Consider the following 14,238-nt stretch of genomic DNA (forward strand, 5'->3'; position numbering starts at 1 on the left):
TCAAAGAAAATGCTAGGTTTTGTAGACATTGCTAATTGATTTGCTATTTTGAGGTCTTTTTTAGCGAAAATTAATAAGATTTTTGTAGAAATAGTTATTCATATTTCAAAAAAATCTTATAATTTGTAGCAAAAAATAACCAAAATTAAATCTTTTTAGCAATGTCCACAAAACCTAAGTTAGCACTAGCAAAAATACAAAATATGAGAGTTATGGCTAATGATTTAAGTATTTATATTCATTGGCCTTTTTGTTTGTCCAAATGTCCGTATTGTGATTTTAATTCTCATGTAGCAAGTACTATAGATCATAATCAGTGGCTTAAATCTTATGAAACTGAAATTGAATATTTTAAGGATATTATTCAAAATAAATATATAAAATCTATTTTTTTTGGGGGCGGTACTCCCTCTTTAATGAATCCTGTAATAGTTGAAGGAATAATAAATAAAATCAGTAATCTAGCAATTATTGATAATCAAACCGAGATAACTCTAGAAACTAATCCCACATCATTTGAAACTGAAAAATTTAAAGCATTCAAAGCCGCCGGAATTAATCGTATTTCAATAGGAGTGCAATCCTTAAAAGAGGACGATTTAAAAAAATTAGGTAGAACTCATGATTGTATGCAGGCCATTAAAACAATTGAGGCGGCAAATACGATTTTTCTACGAGTGTCATTTGATTTAATATATGCACGTAGCGGTCAGACATTAAAAGACTGGCAAGAAGAATTAAAACAAGCTATGCAGCTCGCTACCTCACATATTTCTCTTTATCAATTGACTATCGAAAAAGGTACGCCGTGTTATAAATTATTTAAGGAGGGTAATCTGATTTTGCCGCATTCAGATGCGGCAGCTGAAATGTATGAATGGACTAATCATTATCTAGAATCTAAAAAGTATTTTAGATATGAAATATCCAATTATGCTATGATAGGGTATGAATGTTTGCATAATTTAACTTATTGGAATTATAATAGCTATTTAGGTATAGGCCCCGGAGCTCATAGTAGAATCATTGAATCCTCAAGTTCGGTATCGGCAATTATGATGTGGCATAAACCTGAAAAATGGTTAGATGCGGTTAAAACAAAAAATGTTGGTATTCAAACTAATACTAATTTAACACATCAAGAGATTATTGAAGAAATGCTAATGATGGGTTTACGCCTTAGCAAAGGTATAAATATTTCTACATTAGAGCAGAAATTAAACACGAAATTAGAGAATATTTTAGATATGAATAATCTTAAGCATTATCAAGCGTTAGACTTAATTAGACTAGATGAAAATATCTATCTTACCGACAAAGGTTTAATGCTGTATAGCTACATAGTACCTAGATTGATTATATGAAAATTATTCAAGTAATTTTAAAGTGTATAATTATTTTTATTATTGCTTCTATTCATGTTATGGAATGTAAACTTGAGTTTAAAAAAGATATATGTGAATGGTGTTGAGTATGATCAAAAAGTCGAAAATCCAATTACACCGATAGCAAATGCTATTAAAGCGGATAATATTGATGAAGTAAAAAAATATTAGATTAGGGATATGGAGTAAATCAACCATACTTGGGCTGGACTCCTTTAGATTATGCTATATCGAATAATAATATAAAAATTGCCGATTTTTTATTAAAGTGTGGTGCACCTATGAATTTAATCCATATAAATATAGGATTTATGAAGCCGGAAATTGCCAAACTTTTAATTAATCAGGGAATGAGTCCTAATTTAAGATATGAAGACGGTATTACCGGAATGATGCTAGCCGCAGAAAGAAATAATCTTGATTTAATAAAACTTTTGCTTACGTTAGGTGTTAATCCTAATGTTCAAAATTCTAAAACCGGAATGACTTCCCTTACATCATCATATCTTAATGTTGAACCTACTCGTATTTTATTAGAATATGGAGCGGATCAAAAAATTAAAGATTGCAAAGGGAAAAGAGCTTGAGATTAGATAGCGGTGGATGCTAATAGAACTTTACATGCTTCTGACGTAGAATACTATACTGCTTTATTTGTTGTTCCATTTAAAACTAAACTGAAAATTATAAAAGAAAGAAATAGCATAAAGACTCAAAACAAAGAAAAGCAATAAAAAAGCTTCTCAATTCTCACCGTTAAATTTTTGTAGCGTTTCTATTTATACTTCACAAGTTAGGATAAAAACCTATCTTAATTTTCTGCCTTATGTTCTATCTCTGTCATTGCAAGAAAATTGCATAGCAATTGACGAAGTAAGGAAGAGAAAAAATTCTGATTTACAGAATTTTTTTTATTATTTTTTGGGGCGTGCCATGCAGTCTACGACTGCGATGTTGTTAGCCCGATTAAGATATCTTGGTAGCTCAATTGATTTAATATATCTTTAAGGCTAATATATACTATAGGTAGATTCTCATGTCCTTTATGTACAATCCCCAAAATTAAGTAGTCAACTATAGGAGATAAGTTATCACTCTTCTTGGTCATTTGGACGGTATGCAGCATTTACATGCCAATCTCAATCATTATACGGCGTTGAGAGCTATGTTCATTATGCGAATTACGTCTTGGTGCTACTGCTCTAATAATATTCTTATCTTCTTTATATAATACAGGCAAACTACCAATTATCCCTATTACTCCATACATATGACAAATTAATTCTTCTATTCCGCTAATCTGTACCTCACCGTCATAGGGAGTCATTATATTATAATTTTTTTGATTGATATTTTTTATATGTATAATTTCTGCATTATTATTTACGGCATCTTTAATTTCTTTTGTATAATTTACATATTTTGTATCTACTAAATATAAATCTTTGTTTTCTTTCAACCAGCTAGTTAATCTAACGATTTTATTGTTTAAATTTTCTAATGTTGCTATACAAGTTTTTTCATCTAAAATTTTCCTCCAAACATCATAGCACGCATTATTATAGTCAATATTAGTATCTTCAATGATGAAATAATCCCCTTCTTCAAAAATATTCTAAAATACCTATAGTATTGATATGAGTATCTTCTATTCAAAGTATAGGATGTACTATTTCAGATATTTTTTCTTTTGGGAATATTGCCTCTACTTTATTAGAATCACCTTGTAAAAATTCTATTCTATTATCTTCTTTTTGATAACTATATTTTAATTTCGCTTTTCCTTGGATTCCCGCTTTCGCGGGAATGACATAAAACGCATTTTTCAATTCAGACAACAATGCTTATAGTTGCTCGCAATGACAATGTCTGGTCTTAGTTAGCAATATCATTAAGATAAATATACTTCCTTATCTAAAGTATTTTCGCTGTTATCTATAATCATAGTAATTGTTGCATCGCCGGTAATATTGATAGTAGTACGTAGCATATCAAGTATTCGGTCAATACCAGCAATAATTGCTACTCCCTCTATAGGTAAGTGAACCGAAGAAAGAACCATAGGAAGCATTATCAAAGAGGCACCGGGAATACCGGCACCACCGATAGATCCAAGTGTTGAGGTGAGAATAATGACTAAATAGTCGTGAGGAGCAAGCGTTACTCCCATCATCTGAGCAAAAAATATGGTGGTAAGAGATAAATTTATAGCAAAGCCGTCCATATTAATTGACGCACCTATCGGAAGTACGAACGAAGTACTAGACTCTGAAATGCCAAGCTTTGCACGACAAACTTGCATAGTAGTTGCAAGAGTTGCCTTACTGCTTGAAGTAGAAAAAGCAAGTATCTGATACTCAAAACTTTTCTTATAAAAAGGTATAGGTGAAACACGACAGAATACACATATAAGTAAGCCAAAAACTAGATATTGGAATGTCATCGCCACAACTACCGCTACAACAAGTTTTGATAAACTAATCATTACCTCAACTCCCTGCATGCCTACAATCCAGCCTGTTAAAGCAAAAGCACCGTAAGGGGATAATTGAATAACAAACGATATCATTTTTAATATTAATTTTGACATTACATGAATTAAATCAGTAATAGGTTCACCGATAGATTTCATTTTGTTTAAGGTAATTCCAACAAAAATAGCAAAAAATACAACTTGTAAGACATCACCGTTTGCAAAAGCCCCAACAGCATTATCAGGGACGATATTTACAAAAAAATCAATTATATTAAATGAAGTTCTGTTTGTCGTTCCTGAAGAGGTGAAATCTATATGTACGCCTACTCCTGGCTTTAATACTAAGGCAACAGTGAGTCCAAAAACCGTGGCAAAAAAAGTAGTACCTAAAAAAGCGGCTACCGCTTTCATGCCTACTCTACCAAGGGCAGAATTATCATTCATACTAGTGATACCGGAAACCAAACTGAAGAAAATTAAAGGGGTAATGATCATTTTTATCAAACGTAAGAAAATGTCACCGATAGGTTTAATATAATTAACATATTGTGGTAAGTATATACCAAATATAATACCTAAGATTAACCCTAAGGTAACTTTTTGCCATAATTTCATAATTTACTTACTTAATTTTTAAATTTACTCAACTATAAGTTTATTTATTATTTTGATTAATCCACTCTAAGTACTTTTGAAAGCCATAGTCAATATTTATTTTTATTATTTGTGGTAATTCATAATTATGAATTTCAAGGAGTTTATTTTCAATTTCATTATAATTAGAAGATTTTGTTTTAATTACAAGTCTATATTCAGTTTCTAAAGTTACTCTACCATTCCATCTAAAGTAACTTTTGACATCGTCAATTTGAATGCAGGCAGTAAGATTTAATTCTAACAAAACAGATGCTATTTTCTCGGCAATTTGGAAATCATTAGTAGTAGTTAAAATTAAACAGCAATCTTGCATGCCTAAACCTCAACAAAACAATTCGGTGTTTCATATAGTTTGAGGCTAGTTACGAAGAAGTTTTGACTTACGAAAAGTTTAGGAAAAATTTCATTCTTTAAATGCATCGCTATATTTTCTGCAGTCGGGTTATTTTGCATGTAATATATTTTTTGACCGGTACAATTTTCTATTTGCTGCCCCATTTCCTTATCGTCTTGATGTAGGATTAAGCTATGATCAAAATTTTCATCAATCCATTTTTTAGCTAAATCCTTAATTAAACCAAAATCGATTACCATACCAAGTTTATCGGTTTTGTTTGCGGCTATAGCGATCTCAAGAACATAGCGATGACCGTGCAGGAATTGACATTTATTTTGATGTTCTATAATTCTATGTCCTGCATCGAACTCAATACGACGAGTACATTTTATCATTATTATATACTTCCTTTCTTTGAATGATTTTACTTTTTTTGCAAAGAGTAAAAACGGGACCACGTCATTGTGAGGAAAATTACGAAGTAATTGACGAAGCAATCTCAGGAGTTTGTTATGATTTCATGAGATTGCCACGCAGCCTACGGCTGCTCGCAATGACAATTTTTTACAAATTTAACAATAACTTTTCAGGATTCTCAATAAGCTGCTTAATTTTTACCAAGAACGATACTCCTTCTTTCCCGTCAATTATACGATGATCGTAAGATAAAGCTATATACATCATCGGACGTATTTCAATTTTACCGTCTATAACTACAGCTCTTTCCTCGGTTTTATGTAAGCCTAGAATACCTGATTGAGGAGGATTAATAATTGGTGTAGATAATAATGAGCCATATACGCCTCCATTAGAAATCGAGAATGTCCCACCTGACAAATCAGCCATAGAAAGCTTACCATCACGAGCTTGTTTAGCCAAAATTCCTATAGTTTTCTCCACTTCGGCAAATCCCATTTTATCGGCATCCCTAACAACCGGTACAACAAGCCCTTGCTCTGTTCCGACAGCTACACCTATATCATAGTAATTTTTATATACTAAATCATCGCCATCTATTTCAGCATTTACCGACGGAATAAGCTTTAAAGCTTCAATTGTTGCTTTAACAAAGAAAGACATAAACCCAAGTTTCACAGCGTGCTTTTTCTCAAACTCTTCTTTATATTGATTACGCAAAGCAATTACTTTTGACATATCGATTTCATTAAAAGTAGTCAAAATAGCTGCTGTATTTTGTGAATCTTTTAAACGCTGTGCAATAGTTTTACGCAAGCGTGACATACGAACACGCTGCACTCTTTCTTCATTAGATTTACTTATTGCAGGAGCAGAAGTAGTCGTAGTGTTTATTGTTGCAAGCACGTCACCTTTGGTAATTCTACCGTCTCTACCTGTTCCTTTTATATTATTGGGGTCAAGCTTATTTTCGGTAACTAATTTTTGTACAGAAGGAGCAAGAGTATTATTAGCCACGGCCGGTTTTTCTGAAGTAGGTTGTGTTACTGCTTGAGTTTTAGCAGATTCATTATTAGTACCGGCAGTATTTGCAGATGCTCCTTCATTTATTTCGCCTATTTCTTCGCCAACTGCTACATTTGCACCGTCAGTTTTCGATATTTTACCTATAGTACCATTGCAAGGAGCATTAACTTCTAAAGTCACTTTTTCGGTTTCGATTTCTAACAGTAATTCATCGGTTTTAACCGAATCGCCTTCTTTCTTATACCATTTGGCAATAGTTGCTTCCGTTATGGACTCCCCAAGCGACGGTACTATAATTTTAACTCTCATAATTTATTTTACTCCTATATTTGTATAGCATCGCCCTGTATAGTTTTATCGTCATTGTGAGAAGACGCTATAAGCGTCGACGAAGCAATCTCAGGCAAATTCCTGAGATTGCCACGCTCCTTTTAGTCGCTCGCAATGATGATTATTAGGCAATACCCTAAGAATCATATTCCCAATGCTGTCATTAATAGCTTCTCTTGCTGTTTATTATGTGCTTGCAGCGAACCTACTGCTGGAGAGGCTGATTCCTCTCTACCTACATATTTGAATTCATTTTTAATTCCTGCTTCTTTTAAAGCATCGTTTAAGTGAGCAACTATATAACACCAAGTGCCCATATTCTTTGGTTCTTCCTGACACCAAATAAATTCCTGCGTCCTATTATATTTTTTTAATAGCGATGCTACAAGTTTTTTTTCAAAAGGGTATAATTGCTCAAGCCTAATAATCGCTATATTACTGTTATTGCCACGCATTTCAAATAGATCGTAATATACCTTACCGCTGCATAAAATTACTTTAGTAATATTGTTTGTATCTACTTTAGTTACTTCGTCTAAAACTGGTAAGAAAGTAGTATTTTCACCTAGCTCGTCAAGTTTAGATACAGCATATTTATGACGTAATAATGATTTCGGCGACATTACGATTAACGGTTTACGGGTATCATCAAGTATTTGGCGACGTAGCAGATGGAAAATCGAAGCAGGGGTAGTAGGGTATGTAACATACATATTATTCTCAGCCGCCAGTTGTAAGAACCTCTCAAGTCTTGCCGAACTATGCTCCGGTCCTTGTCCCTCAAATGCATGAGGTAACAAAACCACAAGCCCGCTCATACGAAGCCATTTAGTTTCGCTGCTTGAAATAAACTGGTCAAAAATAATCTGAGCTCCATTAGCAAAATCACCGAATTGTGCTTCCCATAAAACTAAATTTTTTGGGTTTGCGAGTGAATAACCATACTCAAAACCAAGCACCGCATATTCAGATAAATTACTATCGGCTACCTCGTATTTTGCTTGTTCTTTAGATAAATTATTTAGAGGTATATAGGTAGTACCATCAATTTGGTTGTGCAATACTGAATGACGATGCGAGAAAGTACCGCGTCCCGAATCTTGTCCGGTTAGCCTTATATTTGTGCCTGAAGCAAGTAAGCTTGCAAAAGCTAGCTGCTCTGCCGTCGCCCAATCAATAGGTTGATCAGCTGTTAGAGTGGCTTTTCGAGCTTCAAATAGTTTTACAAGTTTTGGATTAACGGCAAAATCTTTCGGTATTTCGCATAGTTTAGTACCTAAATCGTGTAATGTTTTTTTACTGATACCCGTTATTGTAGCTTGTGTACGAGTACGAGAAATACCTTGCCATAATCCGCCTAAGAAATGTGCTTCTTGCTTATAACTTTTTGCCTGCTCATATTCCTTATCTAGTTTTGCTTTAAATTCTTCTTTTAACTTAGCAAAATAATTATTGTCGATTACACCGCTTTTTACTAACTCATTTGCGTAAATATTTCCAGGGGTCAGTTTGTTTTTAATAATGTTATACATCTTGCCTTGAGTATACATCGGCTCATCGCCCTCATTATGCCCATATTTACGGTAACAAATAATTTCTACTACAATATCCTTACCAAATTTCTGCCTGTATTCTACCGCAATATTGGTGGCTTTTAACACTGCTTCTATATCGTCACCGTTAACGTGTAAAATCGGGGCAGCTATGATTTTAGCAAACTCCGTAGAATATCTACTAGCTCTAGTATCTGCAGCGTTAGCCGTAAAACCTAACTGATTATTAATGACGAAATGCAATATCCCGCCGATATCATAAGCAGCTAAAGGTGACATTGATAGACTCTCGGCAACCACGCCCTGACCGCAAAAAGCAGCATCGCCATGCACTAAGATAGCTTTGACTTTGCTGCGTTTAGTATCTCCAAGAATATCTTGCTTTGCTCTTACTTTTCCTGCAACTATAGGATTTACCGCTTCTAAATGTGAAGGGTTATCGGCTAGCGACAAGTGTATTTTCTTATCCTCTAGAGTTCTATCGGACGAATAGCCTAAATGGTATTTTACATCGCCTGAAACATTTAGCTCATCAGGAAATACGCTGCCGCTTATGAAGCCAGCAATAACGGCTTTATATGGCTTACCTACTACTTTAGTTAGAGTGTTTAATCTCCCTCGATGTGCCATACCGATAACGATTTCTGAGACGCCCTGATGCATGGATAAATCTATAGCTTTACTCATAGCAACTATAGAAGCATCACCACCCTCAATGGAAAAACGCTTAGCTCCAGGAAATTTTGTATGTAAATACTGCTCAAACCCTTCTACTTCTACTAAATCATTTAAGATAGTTTTTTTGTCTTCAGAAGAAAACGTAACTTCGCTTTCTAGCTTATTATATAACCAGTTTTTTCCTGCTACATTTTCTATTTGCTCAAACTCTACACCTATAGAGCCTGTATAAACTTTATCGAACTTGGTTACTAATTCAGATAATTTACAGTTCCAAGTACCGACAAATTCATCCGTAATATTGATATTTTCTTCTAGCTGACCGCTATCAAGACCAAAAGTTTCTATATTAAGCTTTAAATCATTTTTTGTTTTACGTAGCTCAAGACCAAGCGGATCAAGATTCGCTAAATAGTGAGCATGCTTGCGATAAGCATTGATCATTTCCTTAGCTTTTAAACTATTTAAGTCTTCAGAAGATAAATTATTATTTAACGATTCTTTTTTTATTTCATCAGGGATAATTATTTTTGCCGTACTTTTATTGAGTAAAGTATTATTATCCTTAATGCCGGCAAAAAATTCTTGCCAAGTTTGATCAACCGAGGCAGGGTTGGCTAGATATTGCTTATATAGCGCTTCAACAAAAACAGCATTCCCGCCAAATAAATAATCTGTTGTTTTAAAGTCTTCTTCCATATTATTGTTTGTATTGTTTAGTTGTTGTCATAAGCCGTCATTGCAAGCGACTGCAAGGAGCGTGGCAATTTCAGCAATTCTTCCGAGATTGCTTCGTCAATTACTGCGTAATTTCCTCGCAACGATTTTATTACTATAAATACTTCCCTTCTAAATATCTTATATACACCTCAGGGCTGATTTTTTCCTCACCGCTAGCACTTTTTAATAAATCGGCTGAATTTTTTAACGAACCGAGATTTCTAAAATTCTTATTTAGATAATTATTTAGATTACTAAAATCACCCTTTAATATATCATCTTTTATATTTGAATGCATCTCTTTTACTTTTTTCATCACCATTGATGCGATAATTGCACCGTTTGTATAGGCGGGAAAGTAACCGAAATTTCCGTGTGACCAATGAATATCTTGAAGACAGCCGTTACTAAAACTTACCGGTTTAACGCCTAAATATTCCTGCATCTTACTATCCCAACAGCTTGGTAATTCATCGAGATTCAAGTCGCCATTGATAAGCATTTCCTCTATCTCAAAACGTAATATTACGTGCATCGGATAAGTTACTTCATCTGCATCTACTCTTATAAAATCAGGCGTCACTCTTGTAATTTTTCTATATAAACTTGCTGCTGAATATTCTTCGCTTTTAACAGCAAATTCGTCTCTAAGTAATTTAGCTAAAAATTCGGTAAATTCTCTTGATCTACCTACTTGCATTTCCATAAATAAAGATTGGCTTTCATGGAATGCCATACCTTTAGCAAGCCCAACAGGCTGCCCTTTATACATTTCCGGTAGATTCTGCTCATATAAAGCATGTCCTGTTTCGTGAATAATTCCCATTAAACCGCTTATGAAATTATCTTTATCATACCTAGTAGTTAAACGTATATCGTTTGGAGTTCCACTGCAAAAAGGATGCGTCGATTCGTCTAATCGTCCTTTTGTTAGATCAAACTGCATAATTCCCATAATGCGTTTTCCGATACGCTTTTGTATTTCAGGAGCTAGTTTGCTGTGTTTTACTAGTTCTTTCTCGGTTTTCTGTTTTTCTAAAACTTTATTTATGAGCTGCGGGAGTTCTTTTTTAAGTACTGAAAAAACTTGTTTGATCTCGCTACTTTTTCTGCTTGGATCAAACATATCTATTAATGAGTCGTATAATCCGCAATTAAAAGCATCTGCTCGTACTTTAGCAACTTCTTTCGTATAATCTAAGACTTTTTGTAAGTGTGATTTGAATAAATTATAGTCGTTATGTTTTCTTGCTTCTCGCCAAACAAGTGCGGCTTTAGTAGTAGCTGCTACCAATTTCTTTTGTAGCTGCTCGTCAATACAATTTGCATCTGTTACTTTTCTCTCAATCTCTCTAATATTACCATTCTGCCATTCATCAAGGTTCTTTGATTCTTCTTTTGCCTTGCTAAGTAGCTCCTTTAGAATAGGAGATTTGAGCATAGAATGAACTAGCGACGTTAAAGTTACTATTTCGTTTGTCCTACTCTCACCTGAACCCATAGGCATATTTACGTCAACATCCCAGTATAATATGCTCAAGATATTATTAAAATGTGAGATGGTTGCAAATTCGTTTTCTAATTTTGTGTAGTTGTGGTTCATATGTTCCCTATTATGTCATTCCCGCGAAAGCGGGAATCCAGTAAAACCTATAAAAAACTTGTTTTTTATAGGTTTATTTGTTAATTAATATGTAATTTCTTGTAGCAATATTAAGGTTATTTTTTTGGATTCTCGCTTTCGCAGGAATGACATAAAAACCGTACCGCTAGTGTCTATTACAAATGCAACAATTCCTTTGCTGCTTTTAAACTTGCTTTGGTGATTGTTTTACCTGAAATCATGCGGGCGAGTTCCTCCTGTCTTTCAGCTAAATTTAAAGCTTTTACCGTTACTTTCGTTTCTTTCTCTAGCTGTGTTTTCTCGATTTTTATATGCAAATCCGCTTTACCTGCTACTTGCGGCTGGTGCGTAATAACTATTACTTGAGTAACGCTACTAAGTTTTTTTAATCGCTCACCTACTTTATCTGCGACCTCTCCGCCAATCCCGACATCTATTTCATCAAATATAATAGATGGTTTTACCATTTTATCAAACAAAGAAGTTTTTAAAGCTAACATGAATCTTGATAATTCACCGCCGGAAGCGATTTTATTAATTGCTGCAGCTGCCGTTCCCGGGTTAGTAGACGCTTTAAACACAATATCGTCATTACCGTTGGCTGTTGGTTCTTTAGCATTTATCTCAATCTCAAAAATTGCTTTCGCCATTTTAAGCTGCTTTAGCTCCTGATGCAACGATTCTTCTAGATGTTTTGCAACAATAAGACGCTTTGCAGATAAATTACTCGCTAGTTCATAATATTTTTTCTGCAGTAGTACTTCTTGAGCTTTCAACTCATTACTATTTGCTATTTTGTTTTTTAATATACTGAGCTGCTCTAAAGATTTATCTAAAAATACACCTAACGCATCAGCAGGAACATTATATTTACGGCTAATAGCTTTTATTAAAAATAATCTTTCTTCTGTTTCTTCAAGATTATATTCCTCACAATTGAAACTATCTAACAGATTTGATAATTCTTGGCGTGCTTCTTCTAGATTATTATAGGCTTCCTCTAAACTTGTAATGATAGCTTCAAAACGCTCATTGTTGCCTTGCCTTGCTAATAATTTCTCTGCTCTATTAATCGATGTATTTATTTCAGGGTTATTAATCTGTTCTAGAATATCTTTTATTAGCTGTAAATCCTTATCTTTATTTTGCAAATCTTTTCGTAGATTTGCTAATTGTTCTTCTTCACCTGTTTGAATGTTCAGTTTAGTTAATTCTTCCGTTGCAAAGCTCAAATAATCAATTTCTTGTTCTATAGAATTTTGTTTAAGTGTTATTGCGGCTATTTCTTTCCGAGTATTTTGCCAAGCCTGATAGCAGTTGGAAAGCTCCGCTCGAAAGTCCAAAAGATTTCCATAACTATCTAAAATATCACGCTGCGTATTTGCTGCTAGAAGAGAAATATTATTATTTTGTCCATGAAGCTCGAATAAATAAGTAGCTAATTGCTGCATAAGAGCTTTAGTAACCACTTGATTATTAATGAAAAAATTTTTTCGTCCTTCGGCTTTTTGCAGACACTTTACAAACAATAACTCTTCAGGTTCAATCAAATTTTGAACCAGAAAATTTTTTATTTCTTCATTTAAAGAGAATAGTATATTAACAACAGCGTAATCTTTTCCACGCTTTATTATATTATTTGAAGTTTTATAACCTAAGCAAAATAAAATAGCATCAAGTAAAATAGATTTACCGGCTCCCGTTTCACCGGTAATAACACATAAACCTTTATTAAACTCAATTTCCAGCTCGTCTATCAGAATGAAGTTTTTAACTGAGAGACTGTAGAACATATGCCGCTTAATTTTGGTGGTTCTGAACTAGCCTGTACGCATAACTATACCATTGACTATCAGGATAGTTGTAACCTAGCACTGAGGCATATTTTTTTGCTTCATCCGGAAGTCCAAGCATCATATAACTCTCGGCTAAACGGTAAAGAGCTTCTACCGAGTGAGAAGTAGTTTGATAATTATCAATTACCTCTTCAAATCTATTTATAGCTGCCATCGGATTCTTTTTCTTTAAGTAAAAGCGCCCTACCGTCATCTCTTTACCTGCTAAATGATCGTTTACTAGGTCAATTTTTAAAGATGAATCAATAGCATATTTAGTATTTGGGAATTTTGCTATTACGTCTTCAAAACTATCTTTAGCTAGGAAAGTTCTAGATTGATCATGATTTACGTCTGAAATTAACATATAATATGATAATGCTTTAAGGTAATATGCATAAGCAATGTCAACATTTGCAGGGTGCAACTTAATGAACATATCAAGCACATCAACCGCTTCTTCATATTGAGCGGCGAGAAATAAAGAATAAGCCTGCATCAATTCGGCTTGCGGCGTCATTTCATTACCTGGATGCTGGTACAATACTCTTCCGAATTCTTCTGCAGCGTTCTTATATTTTTTCTTTTCCAATAAGGTAATACCTTCATTATAAAGGGTAGCGATAGGGACTACTATGTCATCACTGTTTTTTTTGTTTTTGCACCCGCCTAAAACTAACCCTATAACTAAAAGGGTACTCAATAATTTTGTTAATTTCATAAGAACTTAAATTCAGTTAATAACTAAATATACATATAGGCTTACAGAATTTCAAGGACTCAATTTAAAATCTCACAAACTTATAGATTAGACCTATTCAGAAACTAGTTTATAGGGAGGAATTTGAGGGAAACACAGAATGCAGAATCGCAGCGTACACTTGTACGTAAGGATTCGAGTACCGGATCGACGTACAAATTACCCCTAGAAGAATAGGTCTATATTCTTGGACTTATTTCTCTATCCAATGTCCTTTATCATTTTTATGGTATTTTTTTCTACGGCCGACCATGCTACTTTATGTGCAACTGTCTCTCTAGAGTCATTTCCACGTCTTTTATCGGCATCCTTATATGGTTCAAATGCCATGATTAAAAGCTTCGCGATAAATATCCTTAGCATGGCTCGGAAGATGATTTTTAACTGAATCAGGTAAATCGTTATTATTCTTATAAGGCATAAAAACCTCCGGTAATATT

13 protein-coding genes and 2 pseudogenes are annotated in these 14,238 nt (G+C 33.9%); 3 read left to right on the plus strand and 12 right to left on the minus strand.

The genetic code is table 11. The features are described 5' to 3' along the window. Positions 1–161: 161 nt before the first annotated feature. Both hemW and RAF_RS01155 read left to right on the plus strand, forming a co-directional pair. Entirely contained in the window at positions 162–1,364 is a 1,203-nt protein-coding gene (hemW, locus tag RAF_RS01150; RefSeq protein ID WP_012719439.1) for a radical SAM family heme chaperone HemW, read from the plus strand. Positions 1,365–1,585: 221 nt separating this feature from the next. Further along, positions 1,586–1,972: an ankyrin repeat domain-containing protein gene (locus RAF_RS01155; RefSeq protein ID WP_012719440.1), complete on the plus strand. Its 387-nt coding sequence runs from the start codon at positions 1,586–1,588 to the stop codon at positions 1,970–1,972. Between the two features lie 552 nt (positions 1,973–2,524). Here the strand turns inward: RAF_RS01155 and RAF_RS10500 are convergent. The 10 genes and pseudogenes from RAF_RS10500 to RAF_RS01215 form a co-directional block, all read right to left on the minus strand. After that, positions 2,525–2,712, minus strand: a pseudogene (locus RAF_RS10500) (hypothetical protein). Between the two features lie 325 nt (positions 2,713–3,037). Further along, entirely contained in the window at positions 3,038–3,223 is a 186-nt protein-coding gene (locus RAF_RS01175) for a hypothetical protein (RefSeq protein ID WP_014013930.1), read from the minus strand. Between the two features lie 53 nt (positions 3,224–3,276). Continuing rightward, complete coding sequence (locus tag RAF_RS01180) at positions 3,277–4,476, minus strand: dicarboxylate/amino acid:cation symporter (protein WP_012719442.1); 1,200 nt, start codon at positions 4,474–4,476, stop codon at positions 3,277–3,279. Positions 4,477–4,516: 40 nt separating this feature from the next. Then, positions 4,517–4,831 carry a divalent-cation tolerance protein CutA gene (cutA, locus tag RAF_RS01185; RefSeq protein WP_012719443.1) on the minus strand — a complete coding sequence of 105 codons (315 nt, stop codon included), beginning with the start codon at positions 4,829–4,831 and terminating at the stop codon, positions 4,517–4,519. 2 nt (positions 4,832–4,833) lie between these two features. Further along, on the minus strand, positions 4,834–5,250 hold the full coding sequence (locus RAF_RS01190) for a 6-pyruvoyl trahydropterin synthase family protein (RefSeq protein ID WP_029374620.1): 417 nt from the start codon (positions 5,248–5,250) through the stop codon (positions 4,834–4,836). Between the two features lie 169 nt (positions 5,251–5,419). After that, a complete protein-coding gene (gene odhB, locus RAF_RS01195; protein WP_012719445.1) occupies positions 5,420–6,607 on the minus strand; it encodes a 2-oxoglutarate dehydrogenase complex dihydrolipoyllysine-residue succinyltransferase in 1,188 nt (395 codons plus the stop codon). A gap of 164 nt (positions 6,608–6,771) precedes the next feature. Further along, positions 6,772–9,558: a 2-oxoglutarate dehydrogenase E1 component gene (locus tag RAF_RS01200; protein WP_012719446.1), complete on the minus strand. Its 2,787-nt coding sequence runs from the start codon at positions 9,556–9,558 to the stop codon at positions 6,772–6,774. A gap of 133 nt (positions 9,559–9,691) precedes the next feature. After that, positions 9,692–11,182, minus strand: a complete 1,491-nt coding sequence (locus RAF_RS01205; RefSeq protein WP_012719447.1) for a carboxypeptidase M32 — start codon at positions 11,180–11,182, stop codon at positions 9,692–9,694. A 176-nt stretch (positions 11,183–11,358) separates the two neighbouring features. Then, positions 11,359–12,996, minus strand: coding sequence for a DNA repair protein RecN (gene recN, locus RAF_RS01210; protein ID WP_012719448.1), 1,638 nt, complete (start codon positions 12,994–12,996; stop codon positions 11,359–11,361). A 7-nt stretch (positions 12,997–13,003) separates the two neighbouring features. Beyond that, positions 13,004–13,759, minus strand: coding sequence for an outer membrane protein assembly factor BamD (locus RAF_RS01215; protein ID WP_012719449.1), 756 nt, complete (start codon positions 13,757–13,759; stop codon positions 13,004–13,006). A gap of 101 nt (positions 13,760–13,860) precedes the next feature. Here RAF_RS01215 and RAF_RS07375 point away from each other — a divergent pair. Then, a pseudogene (locus tag RAF_RS07375) lies at positions 13,861–13,969 on the plus strand (palindromic element RPE1 domain-containing protein); the annotation flags it as partial. A gap of 30 nt (positions 13,970–13,999) precedes the next feature. On the opposite strand, the gene RAF_RS07380 reads toward RAF_RS07375, so the two are convergent. Both RAF_RS07380 and RAF_RS10685 read right to left on the minus strand, forming a co-directional pair. Beyond that, positions 14,000–14,128, minus strand: a complete 129-nt coding sequence (locus RAF_RS07380; RefSeq protein ID WP_004996545.1) for a hypothetical protein — start codon at positions 14,126–14,128, stop codon at positions 14,000–14,002. After that, complete coding sequence (locus RAF_RS10685; protein WP_014410415.1) at positions 14,118–14,219, minus strand: ChaB family protein; 102 nt, start codon at positions 14,217–14,219, stop codon at positions 14,118–14,120. Before RAF_RS10685 ends, RAF_RS07380 begins: the two co-directional genes overlap by 11 nt. Positions 14,220–14,238: the final 19 nt, after the last annotated feature.

The sequence above is a fragment of the Rickettsia africae ESF-5 genome (assembly GCF_000023005.1).
Taxonomy (GTDB): domain Bacteria; phylum Pseudomonadota; class Alphaproteobacteria; order Rickettsiales; family Rickettsiaceae; genus Rickettsia; species Rickettsia rickettsii.